Origin of the sequence: Paenibacillus konkukensis (assembly GCF_023523925.1) — a bacterium.
Classification (GTDB): Bacteria; Bacillota; Bacilli; order Paenibacillales; family NBRC-103111; genus Paenibacillus_S; species Paenibacillus_S doosanensis.
The window spans coordinates 2,151,083-2,173,490 of the sequence record NZ_CP027059.1 but is presented as its reverse complement, the minus strand read 5'-3'; the positions used below and the strand labels follow the sequence as shown (position 1 = coordinate 2,173,490).

Sequence of the window (22,408 nt, the reverse complement as noted above, 5' to 3'; positions counted from 1 at the left end):
TGATTATGCCCTGATTATGGACTTCCTTCGGTCTCGTCTCTATAATTAGGAGAAACATTAGGCACAACGGCTTGCGAGGGAGATCCTATGAAAATTCGTTCCAGCAAATATTTCACACGTCTCTTGATGTACAGTCTGCTCATCGGTTCTATTCCGGCTATCGTCGTCGGAATCATCTCCTATTATAAAGCCTCCTCGATCGTTCAGGACAAGGTCAACCATAGCAGCATGGCGACGCTTCAGCAGACCCAGCTTCGCGTGGAGCAAATTCTTAAGACGATCGATCATTCGGTTACACAGTATATTGGCTCGCCCCTTGTCGTGAATGCGATGTCGCTGCCTTACTCGGCAGCCCATTATCAGATTTATAATGAAATGTACCAGAACATGGTGCGCAGCCAAACCTTCGAGCTGACGATCAACAATATGACGATACTGAATTTGAAAGGTCAATGGGGCGTCGACAACAACAATATTTTTACATTCGACGATATCAAGAATCCGGATCGGCTTCTCCGATATGAGAAGCTGCCTTCATTTTCTCTGTGGGTAACGGATGAGGACGAGAGTTCGCCAAGCATTCATCTTGTGAAGAAAATCCCGCTGAATTCGCTGAAAGCCGACGGACTGGCCATCGTAACCATCGCCGAATCGCAGCTGGCGAGACTTCTGGCGGCCGACAACCGGATCGGCAGCATCATGGTCATGGATCAAGATTATCGTCTGTTGTCCCGAAGCGATCCCATTGTTCAGCCATCCGGCTTGGAGCAGCTGGCCGCCGAGGTGCAAAGGCGAAGCGAAACGGAAGGGCAATTCAACGTAGAGCTTGACGGGGATAACACAAGCGTTATCATGCGCAGATCAAGCTATAATGGCTGGATTTATGTATCTGCCGTATCCATAAAGGATATTACACAGGATTCCCGCTCAATAGGCTGGGTCACTCTGTTTGTATGCCTGCTTACGGTTCTGGTAACCGGCGGGCTGGCGCTGCTGGGCTCCCGTACGTTCTATCGGCCGGTTCGGAATTTGGTCGCGACGATGGCCGACAGATTCGGAGAGCCGCCGGAAGAAGCCCGCACCGATGAATTCGCCATGATCGGCAATCGGCTGCAATCGATGCTGCAGACGGAATCCCGTCTCGTGGCTCAACTTACGGGACAAGTGCGGGAGCTGAAGCAGTTTTTTGTCATGAAGCTAATTCGCGGCGAAGAGAAAGAGTCTCAGCTGCCGGCCAGATGGAAAGAGTACGGATATCACGCCGATTGGGAGTGGCATGCCGTGCTCGCCATTCAGATCGATTCTCTGGAGAAGTCCCAGTATAATGAAAATGACCGCGATCTGCTGCTCTTCGCCATCGCCAATATCGCCGGCGAGCTGATTCCCGCCGAGGAACGGCTGGACCCCGTGCTGCTGGAACAATCCCAGATTACGGTCGTCGGAGGCGCCGGAACTACGGACGAGGAGTACAAAAACCGGTTGTTTGCCATGGCGGAGCTGATCCGGAGAACGGTGCTGCATTATCTGAAGCTGCAAATTAGCATCGGCATCAGCCGTCCGGAGAAGCGGCTCATCGATATTTCCGTCTCCGCCGAGCAGGCGCTGGAGGCGCTTCGCTACCGGGTTCGTTACGGCCCGGAATCCGTTCTGTTTATCGACGATGTCCAGCCCGAGGACGTAGTAACCAGCGTGTTCCCGCACCGTGCGGCCAAAGAGCTGTACGATGCGGTTAAGCTGGCGGAGCGGACAAGGGCTGAAGAGCTGCTGGAACGCTGCATCGGACTTATTTTTCAAGAACAAGCCGACTGGCGCCAATACCGGATGGCATTGGTCAGGCTGTACACGATGCTGACTGAGCTCGGACAGTCTGAGACAACAGCCGACACCAAGAAGGATACGGAGACGGAATTGCCGCCCGATCAGGAAAAGCAGCTTTTTGACAGACTGCTCGATCTTACATCCCAAGAGGAAATTCGCCTCTGGTTCAGCGATACGGTCATTGCCCCGATCATGCGCAGGCTGGAGCAGCAGAGCAAGTCTCACGCCAAGAAAATATCGGATCAGCTAGCGGATTTGATCCACCGGCGCTTCGACACCGAGCTTACCCTGGAGGCATGCGCGAAGCAATTGAATTACCATCCTAACTATTTGGGACCGCTTTTCAGCAAGGAAAAAGGGATCAGCTTCAGCGAGTACCTGCAAAACTACCGTTTGCAGACGGCGAAGCAATGGCTGGTCGAGACGGATATGAAGATCGCGGAAATCGCGGAACGGTTAACCTACACCAATCCTCAAAATTTCATCCGTTTTTTTCGCAAGATGGAGAATATGACGCCCGGACAATACAGGGAGTTGCACGGCCATCATAAAATATAAACGTTGTAGTCCGAAGACCCCCGCGATAGGTTTCCCAGCCTGTCGTCGGGGGTCTTCTTCATGTTGATGTGAACATGATTATTCCGAACGTGATGATGATTATAGCCCCCGCAGCGGCAAACTCCCTTCCTGATGATTATCCTTCGATTATAGACGCCGGCTTGCCGGCCGCTTATCGTGAAGATACGCACAAAAAAGACACGAAACACGAAGGTGGAGTCGAAGATGAATCAAATCAAAGGAAATCTTGCGCTGGATATGTCTGCTGCTAAGCCGAAGAAACTTTATTTCTGGGGCCAGATACGGAGGAACAAATGGCTGTACGGGATGCTGGCCCCCGGGGTGCTTTACTTCCTGTTGTTCAAATACGCCCCTATGTGGGGACTTCTTATGGCCTTCAAGGATTATCAGCCTTACTTGGGTTTTTTTGGAAGCAAGTGGGTCGGCATGAAGCACTTCGAGCGGCTGTTCCATGATCCGGCATTCTGGATGCTTCTAAGGAATACGCTGGTGCTGGCCGGATACAATATCATCTTCTTTTTTCCCGCACCGATCCTGCTCTCTCTGATGATTAATGAAGTGCGCCGGGAGAAATTCAAACGGGCCGTACAAACCGTCATCTACGTCCCGCATTTTGTCTCTTGGGTCGTGGTGGTCGGCATCGCCTACACGTTCTTTACGATCGACGGAGGACTGGTCAACGAAGCCTTCATGGCGATGGGCGGGAACAAGATCAATTTTCTCGCCAGCACGGACTGGTTTAGAACTATGATCACATTGGAAGTGATTTGGAAGGAAACGGGATGGGGAACCATTATATTTCTCGCCGCCTTGGCCGGAGTCGACCCTCAGCTTTACGAAGCCGCCAAAATGGACGGTGCGGGAAGGCTGCGCCAGCTATGGCATGTGACGCTTCCGACCATCCGTTCTACCATTATTATTCTGTTTATTCTCCGGCTCGGCACGTTTCTGGATACTGGCTTCGAGCAAATTTTCCTGATGCTGAACCCGATTAACCGCGAGGTCGGGGAAGTGTTCGACACTTATGTATATACGGCGGGGATTACGCAAGGACAGTTCAGTTTCAGCACTGCCGTCGGTCTTTTCAAGTCGGTCGTCGGATTTGTACTGGTCATCGGCTCCAATTGGTTTGCCAAAAAAATCGGCGAGGAAGGGGTGTACTAATCGATGCATCAACAAAATCGAAGCTGGGGAACCCGTCTGTTCGACTGGGCGAACGCCGCCATCCTGCTGTTGGTAGCGGCTGTGATGCTCATCCCGTTTCTATATATTCTACTGATTTCCTTCGCGACGGAGCAGGAGGTGCTGGCCAAAAGCTTCCTCGTATTTCCGACGAAATTCTCGCTTGAGGGCTACCGCTACATCTTCTCTACGACCATACTGCTTCGCAGCCTGGCCGTTACTATCGGGGTGACGGTAATAGGGACGCTTGTGAACCTGCTGCTGACAGTGCTGATGGCGTATCCGCTGGCGCGCAAAGATTTGTACGGACGCCGGCCCGTCATGCTTATGGTAATCTTCACGATGGTGTTTAATGCCGGTATCGTACCGACCTTCTTGATCGTCAAAGCATTGCATCTTACCAATACCTACTGGGCGCTTATCATTCCCGGGGCAATCAGCGCTTTTAATATGATTATCATCAAAAACTTCTTCCAGCAGCTGCCCGACGGACTGGAGGAATCGGCCAAGATCGACGGCTGCAACGACCTTGGAATTTTATTCCGGATTGTCATCCCGTTATCGCTGCCCGCTCTTGCCACCTTTGCGCTATTCTACGCGGTAACGCATTGGAACACGTTCCTGAGCGCTATTTTGTACATCAACGATTCGAAAAAATGGCCGATCCAGGTTCTGTTAAGACAGATCGTCATCTTGTCGGAGAAGGGGCTGTCCGATATGAACGAGGCGCCTCCGCCGCCGTCCAAGATTATTAACATGGCGGTTATCGTGTTTTCCACGGTCCCGATTTTGTCGGTGTACCCGTTTTTGCAAAAGCACTTCGCCAAGGGAGTGCTGCTCGGTTCGGTTAAAGGATGAACCTTTCGTTCATCTTTTGATACAATATTTTTAAGTATGACTAGGGGAAGAAGACATGAAACAGTTCAATTGCAAAATGGCATTAACGGGTATCGCGGCTATCGTGACGGCCGCCGGTTTGTCGGCGTGCGGCGGTAATGGAGGCAACCAGGAAGAGAAGAACGCGAATGCGGCGGCCGGCGGGCCGTTAACATTCACGATGATGAACCAGTATACGTCGACCGAGCCTCCCAAGGCCGACAATCCGATTGTCAAGAAGATCGAGGAATACACGAATACCAAGATCAATACCACTTGGGTTCCGGCGTCCGCTTACAATGACAAGGTTAACGTCTCCATCGCCTCCAATGACCTGCCTCAGGTACTGATGATCGGGGATACCAAATCGTCATCCATTATCAATGCGGAGCGGTCGGGCATGTTCTGGGAGATCGGGCCTTATCTCAAGGAGTTTCCGAATCTGAGCAAGTACAACGCCAATGAACAGGTGCTGAACAATATTTCCGTGGACGGCAAGGTGTACGGGCTATACCGCGCCAGAGCGCTGGCTCGCCAGGGCATCGCCTTCCGCCAGGATTGGCTGGATAATCTGGGCTTGCAGCAGCCGAAGACGATCGACGATCTCTACAAGGTCATCCAAGCGTTCGCCTTAAACGATCCGGACAAAAACGGCAAAAACGATACGTTCGGGCTCGTAGAGGCCGAGGATTCCGGAAACGCCGGCTCCATGGGGCTGACCGGCTTCCAGACGATCGCTTCGTTCTTCGGGGCGCCCAACCAATGGGATATTCAGGACGGCAAAGCCGTTCCCATGTTCATGACCAAAGAAAATATGGACGCCATGAAATTTTATAAGAAGCTCTACGACGAAAAGCTGATTAACCAGGATTTTGCGGCAACCAAAGGCAGCAAGCAGCAGGAGCAATTTTATCAAGGCAAGGCCGGCATGCTGTTTACGACCCTGGACTTCGTGATTACCGGAGGAAACGAGCTGAAGAAAGCGAATCCGGCCGCCAAGATCGATATTGTCAGCAGAATTCAAGGACCTAAGGGAGAGCGGGTGTTTGCAACCACGGGATACAACGGCATGTTCGTGTTCCCGAAAGCGACCGTCAAGTCGGAGGCGGAGCTGAAGCAGCTTCTCGGTTTCTTCGACAAAATCGTCGACGATCAAATGATGTATACGTGGACATGGGGGATCGAGGGCGTCCATTATACCAAAGGAGCGGACGGAGAACCGGTCATCTCCGACCAGACGGCTTATGCGAACGAGGTATCTCCGCTCAAGCAGCTGCCTACTTATGACGGCGCGCTGATGGTTTGGAAGGGCAAGGGAGAAGCGGACAATAAATTCCGCATCATGATGAAGGACAATGAGCCCATTGCAGTATCCAACCCGGCCGAGCCTTTGATCTCCCAGACTGCTGTGGAGAAGGGAACGGAGCTGAACAAGATCATTGCCGACGCTCGCGTCAAATTCATTATGGGAACCCTTGATGAAGCCGGCTTCAACAAAGAAGTGGAGAAGTGGCGCGCTCAAGGCGGGGATCAGATGATCAAGGATTATACGGAGCTGTATGCGAAGCAGGCCAAGAAATAATGCGGTTATGTCAAGAAAACGAGGTGCGTCATGAGCGAGTCTTTTGATTTTGATATTATTGTCGCGGGAGCGGGCGTCGGAGGAATAAGCGCGGCGCTGGCTGCGGCAAGATTGCAGATGAAGGTGCTGCTGCTTGAGCAAGCCGGGGAAGTGGGGGGAACAGGCGTATTTTCCAGCGTATCGCTGATATGCACCTTCCGGGATTCGCAGGGCAGACCGATTACGAGCGGCATTCACCGGGAGTTATTTCCCGCCGCATATACGCATTACAATGAGAAGCTGGTTCCCACTTACGACGAGCAGGAGCTGAAGGCTGCGTACGAGAGGCTGTTGGCCTCCGAACCGACCCTTACGTTATGGACGAACTGTCAGGTGACGCAAGCGGACCGGCAGGACGGACGCATTGTCCGTCTGCATATCGAGGGCAGCCGCACGGCTGCGGTTACCGCCAAAGTATACCTCGACGCCACGGCTGACGGCAACCTTTCCGCGCTGGCGGGAATGGAGTATCAACTGGGCAGAGAAGGCGACGGTAAGCTGCAGTCCGCCACCGCCACCTTCAAGGTCAGCGGGATCGACTGCTCCCTGCTGAAGGAGCCGGATATTCGGCAATGGCAGGCCATTCATTCGCTGCGCAAGGAGCTGCTGCCTTATTATCTCGACATGAAAGCGGCGGGGCGCACCGGCAACCCCCGGCAAAGCATCACTTGTTTTCCTTATCCGGACGGAAAAGCGCTGCTGTTCAACTCCACTTCGGTGCTGGATGTAGACCCGACCCGGCCGGAAACCGTTGCCAGAGGCAAGGAGGAGGGCATTCGGCAGGCGCAGGAGTTGTTTGAGACGATCCGGCAGCATCCCGCTTTCCATCATGCGAAGCTGGATTACATTGCCCCCAAGCTGGGTATCCGGGAGGGGCGGCGCATTGTCGGAGAATATGTATTGACCGCAGAGGACTGCCTGCAGAGCAGGCGCTTTGACGATATGGTGGCGGCATGCGCCTATGCCTTGGACATTCATAGTCCGGATGGAGGCGCAACCAGGCTGGAAAGCATTCCCGAGCCGGGCTATTACCATATCCCGTACCGTTCGCTGATTCCCAAGGGCTGCGCCAATCTATTGCTCAGCTCGCGCTGCATCAGCGGCACTCACGAAGCCCACAGCTCCTACCGGATCATGGCTTCGGTCAGCGCCATCGGGGAAGCGGCGGGAACGGCCGCCGCGCTCTGCGTGTTCCAGGGGCTCGAGGATGTCCGGGAGGTTAACCCCGCCCACATCCGGTTCATTCTCCAGCTGCGGGGGCAATTTATCGAAGGGGAGGTGGAGCGGACCCCGATGCCTGCAAGCGCTGCGTGGGCGGCAGAAATGAAAGAATCTTGAAGGGCAGCAAGCTGAGCGAGCTATCGTTTCCGTATCCGGGCGGCCGGTCAGGCCGCCTGTTCCGTTACTTTTTTAGTTTACGTCGAGGCGGTCGTATAAACCCAAAATAGTAAACGCTTACAAATGCCTGCAATTAGCCTTAGGGCCAAGATAAAGGAGTGAAATTGATGTTCGTGAAAAAGTGGATGATCCGTTTGATGCTTGTTTTGCTTGTGGCCGTCAGCATTCTTGGAGAGACGGCGCCCCAAGCCGCCGCTGCTCAGCCGCAGGCCGACGCGGTTCTAGTACTCCGTAACGCTTAAATTACAGGGTATAACCTTTTGAGCCTGACCCGAGCGTCCTGTGTCGTAAATTGCCAATTGACGGTGGAGCGTTCAGCATTCCGTGCGGCTTGCCAAGCCGCAACGCGTGCGATCATTTCTTCTTTTGTAGAGACATAACCGGACAAGGCTTGGCGACTGAGGACACCAATTTCGATTTCGGCCATGTTGAGCCAACTTCCGTGCTTCGGTGTATAATGGATTTCCAGTTTGTCCGCCAATCGCTTGGCTTCAGCGGGTTCAAATGCTTCATAAAGCGAACCGACGCTGTGCGTGTTCAAATTGTCCATGACAAGAACAATCCGGTCGGCTTCGGGATAGTGAACGTCCACCAATTCCTTGATGCAGGCCGCGAAATCGACTCGCGCTCGCTGATTCGAGACGTACACATGACGTTTGGCTTCCAGCGGCGCAAACATCATGAACAAATTGACGACGCCATTGCGTTTGTACTCATAGTCGATCCGTTCCGGCTGATTCGGCTTGGCGGTGATGGAGGGCCGCGTTTCCCGTGTCAGTTGCCGATTCGTTTCGTCCAGACAGACCAATGGGCGCTTGGGATCATGAGGACGCTGGTAGACATCCAACACGTCTTCCATGCGTGCGACAAACTCGCCGGAAGCTTCCGGAATACACCATTGCTTCTTCAACCATGGTTTGAGTTTGTTTTTTCATCACCCGCTGCACGGTCATGTGCGAAACGGCATCGACGATTTCCAGTTCGACCAAGCGATCGGCGAGCAACCGAACCGACCATCTGCTGTAGCCTTCCGGCGGCTGACTGCATGCGATCGCGATCAGTTTCGCCTCGGCTTCGCCATCTAGCTTGGTCCTATAATTGGTTTGCTTTTCTCGCTCCAGCGCGGCTTCAAAGCCTTTTTCTACTAACCGTTTTCGCAAATTCCGAACGGTGCTTTCACTCACATTATAGGCTTCTGCAATCCGAGTATCTGGCCACGACGGTCCATGTTCGCCTTCGTCGGCTTTCAGCAACATGTGCGCATGTTTGATTTTGTGACCGGCCACTTTCCCTTTATTGATCAGTTGTTCTAATTGTTCGCGTTCTTCTTGGCTCAATTCGACTACCCATCTTTTTTCCATCGCCAGTCCCTCATATCTTTTTATTGAATAAATCGGCTGGCTGTAGCTTTACCATTAATTTCTTCCGTTACGAAGTACTAGGTTCGCCCCCCGCGTACAACGGGGTCAGCAAGGCTTGGCCCGGCGACGCGGACAAAGATCCGGCGCATGCCGCGACGACCCAAAGCGGCACGGCGTGCTGGGCGACGTCGCAAAATCCGCTGAATCCCTATATCTATGTCGATGTCGCAAGCTCCGCGAAGCCTGCAGGCGCGACGTATGCGATTGTGGCCGTCGATTACTTTGACGCAGCGGCGACGACCATGGCTATCGAGTACGACGGCCAGAGCAACGCCTATCAGGCTACCCCGTGGATGCCCACGAGCGGCAGTCAAACTTGGAAAAGCCAGATCTTTGAACTGAGCGGAATCAAGTTCGCCAACGGCACGAACGGCGCGGATTTCCGTCTGCGCGTTCACAGCGTTAACGGGGTCATGCCAGAAATCTGCTTCGCACGAGTCCAAGTGACCTTTGCAACGACACCGGCATTGTCGGTGATGAACCCGAGCCTGCTCTTCACAACCGATTCGGCAAGCCTTGATTTCGGTACGGTGGGCGACTCGATTTCATACGACATTGCAGATGATCAGGGCGTTAGTCTTCGCACGGGATCGATCCCCGTAGGCGCCGATGGACATGCTCCGCTATCCGTGCAGGACCTTGGGCCCGGATTCTACAACCTCACGTTCTCAAGCGTGATTGACGGCCAAACGGTAACGCACACCACAACGTTCGGCATTGTGACCCCGCCGCCGGCGGACGCGTTGAGTCCCGGCTCCTTCTTCGGGATCAGCACCCATTTCGGTCACTACAAATCTCTTGAAGACGGGCTGATGAACGCTTTGGCGACCATCGGCTACGGACACGTTCGAAGCGATGTGAATTGGTCGCTCATTGAAAAGCAGCCGGGCGTGTACAACTGGGCCGGGTATGACTTTGAAGCCAAGTCACAGCAGGCTCTTGACCTCGGCATGACCCCTCAGGGCGTCCTGGCCTACAACAACGCCAATTACGACAACGGGAAAACGCCGAGCTCTGCGGCAGGTCTGGCCGCATTCGGCCAGTTCGGGAAAGCTGCCGCCGCACACTATATGGGCAAGGTCAGCGACTTCAACATCTACAACGAGTTTAACGGCACCGGCTTCAACAACGGCGCATGCGGCACTACTGCAGCCTGCTATGTGCAGATGCTTCAAGCGATGTACGGACCGATTCACGAAGGAAACCCGGACGCGAACGTCATGGGCCCGATTACCTCCACGATTGACGATAACTGGAATAATGCCTTTTTCGCGGCCGGCGGCATCAACTACATCGATACGTTCGCGACGAATGTCTACGGCTACGCTCTGGAGGGGGCAAACACCCCGCCCGAGCACACATTGCTGGTCTCGAAGCTTCCTGCGCTGGTGCAGCAGGTGAAGCAGGCGGCCGGGAGCCGGAATGTCCCCGTGTGGATTACGGAGAACGGTTGGCCGACGTATGCCCCAGGCTCCACCGAGCTCCAGCAAGCGGATAATCTGGTGCGCGCTCAAGTGCTGGCAAAGGCTGCGGGCGTGGACGTTTTCAACTGGTACTCCGCCATGGATGACGGTACGGACCCCAATAATAGGGAGCATCATTTTGGGCTGTTCAGGCAGCCGGTCGCCGGCGTAGCCGGTGTAGCCCCGAAACCGGGCGCTATCGCCAACGCCGTGCTCATTCGCGCGGTGACCGGAAAGACGCTTGGCGCGCGCGACGACCTCGGTTCCGCTACCGCCTACTCGTACCCGTTCACGGGAGGAGGCTCGACGACTCGGGTGATGTGGTCCACCGGCTCCGAGACCGTTGCTTTGCACACGACCCAGCCTTTGAGCATCACGAATGAGTACGGCTCAACGCAGACGGTCAATCCGACAGACGGCCAGGTCGTTCTTACGCTCACCGGCAGTCCGATCTACGTCACAGGCGGCATAAACCGCTTGGGGGCGACGCAGTCCGCGATCACAATGAAAGTTGGCGGCCAGTCGATCCAAGGAGATACGGTCCAAGTTACGGTAACTGCAGACCGCTCGAATCGCAGGACGGATCTTCCCAATGAACTGACCATCATGGCGCACGGGGCGCAGCCGGTTAAGCTGCGCACCTCTCCGGGCAAAGTAACGAGCGCCGACGTCAGCGTTCCTGCAAGCGCGCTCCTCGGTCAGCGGACCGTAGCCGTAGACGTGATGAAAGCGCAGCCGGGAAAAGGGGGCAAAAACAAGCATACGCACAATCCGAGTCTTATTGCCGGCTTGAGGGCGGCGACAACGGTCGTCAAGCCGTTCGAGATCAGCGTCCAGCCGACGATTACATCGGATGCGGCGTCCCGCAGCTACTTTCTCGACATCGCGCTGAAGAACAATCGGAGCAGCACTCTCGCGGTAACTCAAGTGACCTATCAGGTCGGGCCGGCATCAGGGACCGTATCGTCTGCGGTGTATGTCCCTGCAAGTGAAACCGCGTCGATGCGCGTCCCGCTCTCCGGCATCCCGTTGTTCGATTCCTTAAGCTATAGCGTGGCCGTCGACAGCGTCGGCGGTTCGGATGCCTTGTCCGGAACGATTTCCTACGCTCCCATCGAGCCCATAGACCACCGCACCTTGCCTGCAATCGACCTGGCAACGCAAGCGAGCTGGGTATCGATGCTGGGGACGCGCAGCGGTGACAGCGATCTAAGCGGGCAGCTGTATATGAACTACAACAATGATGCGCTTGTGATTGACGCCACGATCGCAGACGACAAACATTTCGGAGCGCGCGTGCCGGGTACCATGTGGCAGACCGATTCCATCCAGTTCAGCATCTACGACCGGGCGCCGGGGCAGGCTGGAGGCGAGCGCGTCGAATTCGGCGCGGCGCTTCTCGACAGCGGACCGGCGGTATACACCTTCGCAGCGCCGGCCGGCCAGCAGGCGGGACCGACTCCCGGCGCGCAAGCGAGCATCGTTCAAAGCGGCGGCGTCATCCGCTATGTCATCTCTGTGCCGTGGGAGTCGCTCGGGTTTGACGGACCGCCGGCGCAAACCGTCGGAATGTCGTTCCTGGTGAATGACGACGATCGGGGGTCCACGGGCGATTCCCGCGACGGGTTCTTGCAGTGGGGCTCGGGAGTCGGAACGACGCCGAAGGACCCTTCGCTGTTTCGCCACGCACAGCTGGTGCAGTAAAGACGGAGCCGACCCGGAAACGGAGCCGAATTTCTCATTTCACCATTCTAGGAAAGCAGGTACAAAGACCGCTGCTCTTTGATGCGGGGAAATTTATAATAAACCTGAATTTCGAAAGTACTGCGCATTAAAAACATAAAAAGGGCTCCAAATCTTTGGTAGAATGGTGTTTGTCCAGGACAACATCACCCAAAGAGAGGAGCACCTTTTAGGTGAAGTCTACCACACCGGTCAGCAAAATCAAGAGCGAATTTTCGCTGCAGAACGCCACGAGTTTCGGCGGCGTCAAAATCTTTTTGGCCTATCTCGAAAAAATCAAGCTCGCCGAGGCCATGCAGCGCCTTTCCGGCGGCAAAGCGCACAACGCCATTTTTCCTGTTCATCGCATCCTGCTCTATCTAATGGTTGGCTGGATGCTGGGCTGCGGGCGTATTTTTCATTTCCGCAAGTTACAGCACGATGTGTTGCTTTGTCGTTTTCTGGGAGGCCGTCTGCCGCATCACAGTTTGCTGTACAAGGAGCTCGCGCGTCTGGGCAGATCCTGCCCGCAGCTCCCGACGGAACTGCGCAAGCTGAATATGGAAATCATTCATCTCTGCTTGCCGTCCAAGCCAATCCTTGATCTGGACTCCTCGGTGGAGACGGTATACGGGGAGCAGGCCGGCGCGGCCAAAGGCATCAATCCGCATAAGCCCGGACGAAACAGCTACCATCCGTTGCTGGCTTTTGAAGGGCAAACCCACTTGAATCTGAATGCGAGGCTTCGCCCCGGCAACACGCATTCTTCAACCGACGCAATCGACTTTTTGCAGCAAACCTTCGCACTGCTCGGCGAGCGCCAAGTGGCGTACGCCCGGTTCGACAAAGGCTTTGGCGGCGAGGATTTCTACCAACTGTGGGAAGGCCGCAAGATCGGTTACGTCGGCAAAATGAAATGGACCAAACGCCTCGCAAGCGACGTGGCGGCTTGTCGCTACTGGACGCGCTATGTCGACGAGGACTGGATCATCGAGGGCATCACTTTGATTTACAAAGCTACGTCCTGGAAAAAGCCCCGTCGCGTAGCGGTCATTCGTAAGACGCAAGTCTGCGAAGACGGTCAAGGCCGCATCGTATTCGACGAGGACTGGCAGTATGAAGCGATTGTAACCAACCTGGAGTGGGAACCAATTGACCTATGGCGCTTTTACAACCAGCGTTGCTGCATGGAAAATTACATCAAAGAGGCGAAAGACGGTTTTTCCATGGACCGGATCGCGACCAGTGATTTTGAAGCGAATGAAGTCGATCTGCTGATCAAGTTGCTGGCCTACAATTTGTTCGAACGCTTTAAGCGCGATTGTTGCGAACCGATGCATCAGGGTTATACGATTGCAAGATTCCGACTGGAGTTCTTTCATTGCGCGGCGACGCTTGTTCGGCATAGTCGCGCGGTCGTGCTCAAGCTGATCAAGGATTTCGACGGTCGTCATGCATGGAAACGAATCGAAGCCAAAGTGGTTCAATTGGAGTGACGGCTTCCAACATTTCACATGGAAAACAACAATGCCCCTTTCTGGGGAGGGGGGAGTTATCCCCATGTGGATATTGGTTTCAAAATTTCGCTGGTCCCACTCCCACTTATTCACAGTTGTTGATCCGCTCCTGGATGATCGCCACCGCATTCTTATGCGCTTTCGAAATTCAGGATAAAATATATGGGGAATCGCATAAGGCTGCGCGGCGTTTCGCGCGGTCTTTTTCTTGATAAGCGGCAGTTTTCTGAGGAGACTTGTGTTAAAATATGGTAGATGGAAAGATAGGCTGGGATGATGACGACAATGCTTCGCTTGAAATTACAGCCAGGCAAGTCGATTATGAAGTTCATTGCGCGATGAAGGAGACTGGATATGAGCTATGATCTCTCGGTACATCTTAAAGGGCTTGATGACAGCATCATCCCTGAATGGTTGTCTGAAATAAGAAAGTTTCATATAGACGCGGAAATCGCTCCGGGCTTTTCGTTCCGTAATCATACCGGATTTCTTCCGTTCAAGGTTGTCGTCTATGATTGTCCCAACCGAGATCTGAATCAGACCGAATGGTTAACGGGATTTGAATTGTCCGTTAGCCGCATGGAGGGGAAGAAAGGGACATTTTTCTCCAAAATTTTCGGTAAAAAAAAGGCGCCAAATTGTATTGAAGACAAGCTGAGCGAGGCGGATACGGAAGTTCGTTTTCGCATAAGCAGCCAAGACAGCTTTGAATTCCGGATAGGGTGGTATGCAGCTGCTGCGCTCGCTTTCGTGAGTGACGGCGTACTGACGGACCTGCATGAAGGCATGCAAATGGACGGAACGGAGATGATTCGGCATGCGCATACCGTTGTATTGAACGACGAGAAGCTGCTCGGCGAACAAGACTGGAGAGTGCATCCGTTTAAAGATCATTTCCGGATATGATGTCTGAACTCGCGCGGGGACATTCCGTATTTGGCGTGGAACACGCGGTTAAAGGTACGCTGGCTTTCGAACCCGGCGCGGCTGCCGATCTCCGATAACGAGTCATCGGTCGTGCGGATCAGTTGGGCGGCGAATTCGGCGCGGAGCATGCCGAGGCAGTTGCGAAGGTTCATTTTGATTCTATTGGAAAATATGTGGGAAATGTAATATTTGCTGACGCAAAATTCGGCGGCGAGAGAATCGAGCGTTACCGGTTCCTTGAAATTTGCCGATAAATATTCGATGATTTTTTGGGACATATCCCGGACAGGGACGCGCGGCCGCTGCGCGAATTCAAGACGGCGAAGCAGATGGGACATGATGACGTAAGTCCAGCCAAGCTTTAAGGCAAATTCCTCCTTCTTCTTGATATGCCTTAGCGCATAGGCAGCCTCTTCATGAATGCTATCTTTGGCTACGAAGGGATTGACCGGCTGGACATTTTCCAAATCGGGAAACATGCCTCCCAATAACCGCGGGTTGCATAAGAGCAGAACAGCTTCGGCGGGCTCGTCGCCCTTTTTCAAATAGCTGTGAACGATATCAGAGAAAATGACAACCGCCTCGCCTTCATGGACGGCATACTCCGTTTCATCGATCCGCACATATTGAACGCCGGAGAGCACATAGAGCAGCTCGATGTTTCTGTGCATGTGGGCCGGAAACGTCAACGGCTTGGTTAAGCGGAATAATCTCAAATCTTTCGTTTGGATTTCGTAGAACGGCAGCATGTTCATCCACCTAGTGCAATTTTTGTCTAACTTTCAATACTTTATGTCTAAATTCATACCATGCGCTATGGTATAATTCAAGTAAATATTTGCCATTTTATGAAAACGCTTTAAATTAGAAGGGGGTGATAAGCGCAAGGCGGGATGAATAAGCTCATTTTACATTTAAAGGAGGAATTGAAGCGTGATTAGAAAAGTTTTTAGCTCGGTACTTATAGGCGGTCTGCTGATTACTTCTCCTCTTGCGGGTGCGGGCGCAGCGGAGGCGGCCGTCATTAACGCGATCCCTAACGCGACGAAGGTGGAGACGAGTTACGACAGCAGCTTTTTATCGGTTCCCGGTTACGCCTCTTTAGGAGTGAAGGATCGGAGCAGTTATGTCGGCACCTCTTATTATCGGACGGTCAGCAGCGGCAAACAGTTTTTGCAGGCGATTCAGGACGCCGGCAGCGGCGCGGTCAAAGTGATTGAGGTGACGGCCGATATTAACTTGGGATGGACGGAATTAGCTCTCACTTCCGCTGAAATCGCACAATACAGCTTCATCAGCAAATATCCCGATCCGTCGAACGGGTTTACGAATCCGCTGTTAATCGCCTCCGGCTTATCCAAGCTGAATATCGCCAATATTGACGGGCTGACGATTTTCTCGGCTACGGGTAAGACGATCAGGCACGCCGAGCTGAAATTGCAGGCTACGTCCAACGATATCGTGATTCGGAATCTGAATTTTGACGAAATGTGGCAGTGGGACGACTCCGGCGATCATAAAGAGGTGGGTTGGACGTTTATTAAGGTGAATGGCGCCAACAACGTTTGGATTGATCATTGCAAATTTTCTATCGCGGCCGACGGCATGATCGATTTGGAAAACGGCGCGTCCAATGTAACATTCTCCTGGAATGAATTCGGACTGGCGGCGAACCCGAATCCGGCTTCGAGCAGCTCCATTTATAAGTCTATCGACTATATGGAGCAAAAATATGCGGCAGGCACTCTGGACCCGTCTGCGAGCCTGTATTATAAAATGCGCAATGGAGGCGCTGCCAAAAATCAGATTATGGCTTATGCGGCCTACCACTCCAAAGTACATTTGTCGGGCTCCGGCGATAAGGATTATACGAACTATGTCGGCTCCAACGGAGTCGAAATTAAAGACGGCAATCAGAGAATCCGGCTCACGATGGCGTATAACCGCTACACGAATGTCGGGCAGCGCCTGCCGATGATTCGTCAAGGCACCGGGCACTTGTTCAATAATTATTTTGACGATTCGACGCATCAAAATATTTTGGATACCGTCGCAGCGATTTCAACTTACGGAAAGGACAAATTATCGCGCGGAGTTAACGCCAGAAACGGCGCTTCCATCGCCGGAGATACGAACGTGTATAACGGATTTAACGAACCGCTGGTCGGCGCGGAACGCCAGGGAGACGATACGGCCAATATGAATCCGCCGTTTGACGCATTGTTCCAAAATGCGATGAACCATAGCTTAATCGTCAATTCGACTGTGACCAACAGCAGCGGAACGTATACCGGCAGCAGCTGGGACAATAACGGCGTTAATGCGTTCACGAACGGGATGACCTGGTACGACAAGTCGACGATCGGGAATTGGGCGTGGTCATCGCATATTGTCGGGGTCGAGAACATGAGTAAATCGAACCCGCCGTCGACGCCGTTTACTTTCACTTACGGGTATACCGAGCAACTGCCTTACGCTTACAAAACATTCCCGCTCTCCAGCGTAGTGTCCACGGTAACCCAATACGCCGGCGCATCGAAGGTAACGTTGAGTGCGGCGGATTGGTTGAAAACCGCGTATGGAGGAATTGACGCCTATTCGACGATCGAAGCGGAAAACTACACGAGCATGTCGGGCGTCAAAAGCGAAGCAAGCTCCGAAGGCGGCCAAAACGTCGGTTATATTCACAACGGCGATTATATTGCGTTTCAAAATGTCAACTTTGGCGCCGCCGGACCGGCGCAATTCGAGGCAGGAGTAGCGACTACGGCCGGAGGAAGCATCGAGATCAGACTGGATAGCCTGAACGGAACCCTGCTGGGAACTTGTCCGGTCACGAGTACCGGCGGCTGGCAGACTTGGGCGACGCAATCATGCGCCTTAAGCGGCAGCGCTGCGGGGACGCACGATGTGTATCTGAAGTTTACGGGAGGAAGCGGGTATTTGTTCAATATCAATTGGTTTAAGTTTAAGCATTAAGCCGAAGACGGGGCCGTGAGGCTCCGTTTTTCTTTATCACCGGAAAAGGATTCGCTCCTACCGGACATCCCCGGGCGGCTCTCGGCCGCTTCACGATAAACCATATTGCCGCGCGCCTTGCCGCTATGATAAAATGTTCGAAACATTAGTCCAAATTTATGCAATGGACTCAAGAGAGGGAGGAAGCTAACGATGGGTTTTGCCAGTTGGGGAAAGCGCTTTCTTTGCCCTTTGCATGGAATTTTGCTCATCCTGACTATTTCCGGGTGCTCAGTTCTCCCTGCGCAGGAGCTTCCGGTTCAGGGAAACGCGGATCGCGGGAAGAACACGGTTACTTTAACCGTGTGGCATGATTGGGCGGGGCAGGATTCCACATCCGAAAGATTCAGAGCTTTGCTGGACAAATTCGCCGAGGATAATCCGGAGATTGAACTTCGTGTCCAAAGCATTATTCGGGATGCTTACCGGTCGAGGCTTAAGACGATGGCGGCGGCCGACGAATTGCCCGACGTGTTTCTGATCTGGCCCGATTCGATGACCCGTGAATTCGCTAATGCCGGGTTTATCCAGCCGATCGATTCGCTGCTTCGGCAAAAGAGCGAGTGGGCGGGCAGCTTCATGGCGCATTCCTTCGATTCCTTCACGGTCGACGGGAAAAAATATTCCGTACCGATGACGATGTCTCCGACGTCCTTCGTCTTTTATAACCAAGAGCTGTTCGATAAATACGAGGTTGGCGTGCCCGCCACATGGGACGAACTGCTCGCCGCCATCAAGGTGTTTAACCGGAACGGGATTACCCCGATCGCTTTGGGCAACAAGTCCTCTTGGGTCGCGCAGTCGACCATTTTCAGTACGCTCGCCGACCGTGTAACCGGGACGGACTGGTTTATGCATGTGCTCTCGCAGAATAACGCCCGGTTTACGGATCAAGAATTTTTGGATGCGCTTACAAAAATGCGGCAGCTCGTTAAAGCAGGGGCTTTCCAGGATAATTTCAACTATATCGATAATATGCAAATGGAGCAAATGTACTACCGGAAACAGGCGGCGATGTTTATCGAAGGGGGATGGGCCGTCGGCAATCTGATCGACAGCGCCCCGAAGGATGTGCTCGAACATACCCATTTGGCGCTGCTGCCGACCATTCCCGGCGGCAAAGGCAAGCCGATGTCCACCTCGGGGGTCGTCGGCAACGGGTTTGCGGTCAACAGCAAGCTGGAGGGCGACAAGCTGGACGCGGCGTTCCGGTTGATTTATGCGATGGCGAGCCCTTCTGCCCAGCGGCAAATTTTGGACAGCAACACCCTGGTCAGTTATCGGATGGAGGTTGACCGCACCATTGCCCATCCCCTATTCGTCGAGCTCCATGAGCTTATGATGGGGGTGACGCTGCTGCCCTCCTATGAGACCCAATTGACGACAGCGGCGGTGGAGACGCTCAGCGACGGTTTGCAGGAGCTGATGAAGGGCGGAAGCCCGGAAATTTTGGCGCAAAAGCTGCAGAACACTCAGGCGAGTGTACTCGGCAAGCTGCGCTGACGACGGAGGACAAGATGAAGCTGACACTGAACAGATCATTGCAGGCCAAGCTGTCCGTCATGATGCTGATTTCTACGGTAATTCCGTTATTTTTTCTCGGGGCCTTCTCGTACATGACCTCTTCCCGCGTCAACGAGGAGAAAACAAAGCAGACCGGAATCGACGCGCTGGGGCGGATTCAGGCCAACGTTCGGTTTATCGCCCAGGACGTAGAGGATATGTCGATCTTCTTAATCGGGGATAAGGACGTTCAGCAGTATATGAGCGACTTCGATTACGATTCGCCCGAGAGGACGCGCATTCTTACGTTAATAGCCAATTTGGTTCAATCCAAGGATTACATTACGAACATCTCGATTTATTCGAAAAATAAAACCCAGCCGCTGCAAGCGCCGAACCTGTATTCCTCCAACCTGTCCAGCGTCATTGAGGACTGGAATTTAACCGGCAAAAAGTGGACGGAGCTGTATTGGACGCAGAGCATTCACGGACCGGAGCTCGTGTTCTCTTTCCTCCGGGCGGTGAAAAGCACCGATAATTTCGATTCGCTCGGCTTCGTCGCGATCAGCATTAACGAGCAGAAGCTGTCGCGCTATCTCGGAACGCCGAATTTCGGCGTCGGGCCGGGTGACGTCATGCTGCTGGACAAGCAGGGCGAGGTCATTTCGGGCAGCCGCAAAGAGTGGCTCTCCAAGCGGTGGGAGGAGATGTTTCCCGAATCGCTGCTGCTGGACTCGACGCTATCGTCCGGGGTTTATACCGAAGGCGAGGGCCATGACAAAAAGACGGTGCTGTATACCAAAATTCCCCAGTTTGACTGGATGCTCGTCAGCCTCGTCCCTTATGAGCTGTATGCCGAAGAGAACCGGTATATTTGGCTGCTGACGGGATCGGCGGTCACTTTGGCGACGGTGCTGACTGCGGGACTGATTTTATTTCTGGTCCGGCATGTGACCAAGCCGCTGAAAATTTTGCGGAGGCTCTTGGTCCGCCTCGACCCGAACGAGCCGATGCCGCTGTACCAGCTGGAATCCCCGGACGAAATCGGCCAGCTCGTCTCCAGCTACAATCAGCTGGGAGAGCAGATCAAGCGGCTGAAGCAGCAGCTGATCCGATCCGAGACGCGGAAGAAGGAAGCGGACATTCGCGCGCTGCAGTCGCAGATTAACCCGCATTTTCTGTATAACACACTGTCATCGGTCCATTGGATCGCTTTGATGCGCCAGGAACAGCGCATTGCCGATATGGTGGGGGCGCTTAGCGATTTTTTACGCTTCAGCCTGAACAAGGGGAAGGATTTTTGCTCCGTGGAGCAGGAGATTAACCATGTGCGCAATTATGCGCTGATCCAGTCGATCCGGTTCCCGGGCCGGTTCGACGTTCACTTCGAGGTCAACCCGAGGGCGGGGCGGCTGCCGATGCTGAAGCTGCTGCTGCAGCCGCTCGTAGAGAACGCCATGATTCACGGGGTGCAGAAGGTCAAACGCAAGGGCATGATCTACGTCACGGCCATGCTGGAGGAGCAAGGCATCCGCTTTACGGTGCAGGACGACGGGATCGGGATGTCTCCCGAGATCTTGAACCGGCTTGCCGAGGATATCCTGCAGCCGGCCGAGCAAGCGGAGGATGCGACCGGCGGCTACGGCCTGCGCAACGTCAACGAACGGCTGCTGCTTCACTATGGGGCTTCTTCCCAGCTCGTTCTGGAAAGCGCGCCCGGCTTGGGCACAAGGATTTCCTTTATCATTCCGGCGAAGGAGGACGAACATGAAAATATTGATCGTTGATGACGAAATTATTATCCGGCAAGGCTTGTCCATGGTTATCGATTGGAGGAAGCTCGGCTTCGAGCTTCTGGAGCCGGCGGAGTCGGCCGAGGAGGCGCTGGACCGTCTACAGCAAGAGAAGCCGGACCTGATACTGACCGATATCCGAATGGAAGGCAAGGATGGGCTCGCGCTGGCCAAGGAGGCCAGAGAGCTGCTGCCGGACGTGGAGATCATCATGCTGACCGGCTATGACGACTTCGAATACATGCAGCGTGCGATTCGCGAGAACGTCAGCGATTATCTGCTTAAATCGAGCCGCCCCGGCGATATTATTCAAGCTGTGGTGAGTGCGGCCCAGCGCATCCGCGACAAATGGGGGGCGAGGAGCCAAGTGTTCCGGCAGGAGAAGGAAATGCGCGAGCATTTGCTGGAGAGATGGCTGACCGGCGGAGCTGCGGTGGAGGAAGCCCGGCTCGCGGCGGCATTCCCGCTGCTCCCGATCGGCAAGACGCCGCTGCAAGTGGTGCTGCTGCAGCCGACAGGCTGGGGAGAGCGCGAAAGCGGCGGACAGCTGCTGCGCTTCGCCGCCGAAAATATGCTGCGCGAGATGATTCCGTGCGAAACGCTGATCACGAGCAAGCATGTGACCGCATTAATGCCCGTGGAGGGGGCGGCATGGGAAGAGAAGCTGCGCGCCGTCTTGGGCAGCATCGAGCAGCTGCTGAAATGCTCGATTTACGGGGCCGCCGGCCGACCGGCGGCTTCCCCTAACCAATTGCCGGATTCCTATTCGGATGCCGTGAAGACGTCCAAGTATTGGGGTCTGCTGCCGGACCGAATGCTGCATTACAGGCAGATTGAGCATCGCAAGGGAGCTCGCACGCTATGCTCGCGCGAGGAGGAAGTGGAGCTTGCGGAGCTGCTGTCGGCCGGAGACGCGATTCGGCTGAATCAGTGGCTCAAGGTGCGGTTATGCGATTATTTAAGCCAACCCGATCTGACCTATGAATCCTTTTCGTCCTATATCCAATCGCTGGCTTTGAGCGGAACCCGTTGGTTCGAAAGAATGTCCGCTTCCGAGGCGATGAAGGAGAGCTTAGCCGATTTCTCCGTCGCGAGAGACCGGGATGAACCGGCTCTGCAAGAGAAGCTCCAGCAATATTTGCATGAGATCATGAACGCATACCATGCCACGGTGCATCGGGGAGCGGCCGCCTATGTGCGGCGCGTGATCGGCTATATCAAGGACAACTTGGGAAGCCAGAAAATGAATCTCCATCAGGCGGCCAGGCTTGTGCACGTACATCCCGGATATTTAAGCGAGGTGTTTAAGAGGGAGACCGGCAGCACCTTCAATGATTTTCTCGTCCGGGAGAAGCTGGAACGCGCCAGGGAGCTGCTGAGCGACCCGGCCGCGAAAATAAGCGAGATCGCCCGTTCCGTCGGCTATGAAGACGTTAAATATTTCAGCCAGCTATTCAAGCGGCACTACCAGCTGACGCCTTCGGAATATAGGGAGCGGCGGCTCGGCAGCGGGTCGGCTGAGGAGGACGGCGGGTAATCGGAGGAACTCCTGAAGTTTTTCTAACCTATT

At 54.1% G+C, this 22,408-nt stretch carries 15 protein-coding genes; 13 read left to right on the top strand and 2 right to left on the bottom strand.

Features of this window, described 5'->3' with window-relative positions; genetic code table 11:
* The first annotated feature begins 87 nt into the window (after positions 1-87).
* From SK3146_RS09270 to SK3146_RS35000, 6 genes are all read left to right on the top strand, one after another.
* On the top strand, positions 88-2,376 hold the full coding sequence (locus SK3146_RS09270) for a helix-turn-helix domain-containing protein (RefSeq protein WP_249864808.1): 2,289 nt from the start codon (positions 88-90) through the stop codon (positions 2,374-2,376).
* 258 nt (positions 2,377-2,634) lie between these two features.
* Entirely contained in the window at positions 2,635-3,561 is a 927-nt protein-coding gene (locus tag SK3146_RS09265) for an ABC transporter permease (protein WP_249866241.1), read from the top strand.
* Positions 3,562-3,564: 3 nt separating this feature from the next.
* Complete coding sequence (locus SK3146_RS09260; RefSeq protein ID WP_249864807.1) at positions 3,565-4,437, top strand: carbohydrate ABC transporter permease; 873 nt, start codon at positions 3,565-3,567, stop codon at positions 4,435-4,437.
* Between the two features lie 55 nt (positions 4,438-4,492).
* Positions 4,493-6,037 (top strand): extracellular solute-binding protein, encoded by a 1,545-nt coding sequence (locus tag SK3146_RS09255; protein ID WP_249864806.1) that lies wholly within the window; start codon positions 4,493-4,495, stop codon positions 6,035-6,037.
* A gap of 30 nt (positions 6,038-6,067) precedes the next feature.
* Positions 6,068-7,414, top strand: a complete 1,347-nt coding sequence (locus tag SK3146_RS09250; protein ID WP_249864805.1) for an FAD-dependent oxidoreductase — start codon at positions 6,068-6,070, stop codon at positions 7,412-7,414.
* Between the two features lie 167 nt (positions 7,415-7,581).
* Positions 7,582-7,716, top strand: coding sequence for a hypothetical protein (locus tag SK3146_RS35000; protein WP_283942815.1), 135 nt, complete (start codon positions 7,582-7,584; stop codon positions 7,714-7,716).
* On the opposite strand, the gene SK3146_RS09245 is transcribed toward SK3146_RS35000, so the two are convergent.
* Positions 7,713-8,835, bottom strand: a protein-coding gene (locus tag SK3146_RS09245) for an IS630 family transposase (protein WP_249864804.1) whose coding sequence is annotated in 2 segments (ribosomal slippage) — positions 7,713-8,406 and positions 8,405-8,835 — 1,125 coding nt in all. Because the reading frame shifts where the segments join, the coding sequence is not laid out codon by codon here. The genes SK3146_RS35000 and SK3146_RS09245 overlap by 4 nt on opposite strands.
* A 23-nt stretch (positions 8,836-8,858) precedes the next feature.
* Between SK3146_RS09245 and SK3146_RS09240 the strand changes: the two genes are divergently transcribed.
* From SK3146_RS09240 to SK3146_RS09230, 3 genes are all read left to right on the top strand, one after another.
* Positions 8,859-12,062 (top strand): hypothetical protein, encoded by a 3,204-nt coding sequence (locus tag SK3146_RS09240; protein ID WP_249864803.1) that lies wholly within the window; start codon positions 8,859-8,861, stop codon positions 12,060-12,062.
* 212 nt (positions 12,063-12,274) lie between these two features.
* The gene (locus SK3146_RS09235; protein ID WP_249860377.1) at positions 12,275-13,576 is read left to right on the top strand and encodes an IS1380 family transposase; all 1,302 of its coding nucleotides are present in this window, start codon (positions 12,275-12,277) and stop codon (positions 13,574-13,576) included.
* A gap of 435 nt (positions 13,577-14,011) precedes the next feature.
* A complete protein-coding gene (locus SK3146_RS09230) occupies positions 14,012-14,503 on the top strand; it encodes a hypothetical protein (protein ID WP_249864802.1) in 492 nt (163 codons plus the stop codon).
* On the opposite strand, the gene SK3146_RS09225 is transcribed toward SK3146_RS09230, so the two are convergent.
* Positions 14,488-15,279, bottom strand: a complete 792-nt coding sequence (locus SK3146_RS09225; protein ID WP_249864801.1) for a helix-turn-helix transcriptional regulator — start codon at positions 15,277-15,279, stop codon at positions 14,488-14,490. The genes SK3146_RS09230 and SK3146_RS09225 overlap by 16 nt on opposite strands.
* Positions 15,280-15,457: 178 nt before the next feature.
* Here SK3146_RS09225 and SK3146_RS09220 point away from each other — a divergent pair, with 178 nt between their 5' ends.
* The 4 genes from SK3146_RS09220 to SK3146_RS09205 all read left to right on the top strand — a co-directional run bounded on the left by SK3146_RS09220 (position 15,458) and on the right by SK3146_RS09205 (position 22,375).
* Entirely contained in the window at positions 15,458-17,503 is a 2,046-nt protein-coding gene (locus SK3146_RS09220) for a carbohydrate-binding protein (protein WP_249864800.1), read from the top strand.
* Positions 17,504-17,695: 192 nt separating this feature from the next.
* Positions 17,696-19,045, top strand: coding sequence for an extracellular solute-binding protein (locus SK3146_RS09215; RefSeq protein ID WP_249864799.1), 1,350 nt, complete (start codon positions 17,696-17,698; stop codon positions 19,043-19,045).
* 14 nt (positions 19,046-19,059) lie between these two features.
* Positions 19,060-20,832, top strand: coding sequence for a cache domain-containing sensor histidine kinase (locus SK3146_RS09210; protein ID WP_249864798.1), 1,773 nt, complete (start codon positions 19,060-19,062; stop codon positions 20,830-20,832).
* Positions 20,813-22,375, top strand: a complete 1,563-nt coding sequence (locus tag SK3146_RS09205) for a response regulator transcription factor (RefSeq protein ID WP_249864797.1) — start codon at positions 20,813-20,815, stop codon at positions 22,373-22,375. Before SK3146_RS09210 ends, SK3146_RS09205 begins: the two co-directional genes overlap by 20 nt.
* Positions 22,376-22,408 lie beyond the last annotated feature (33 nt).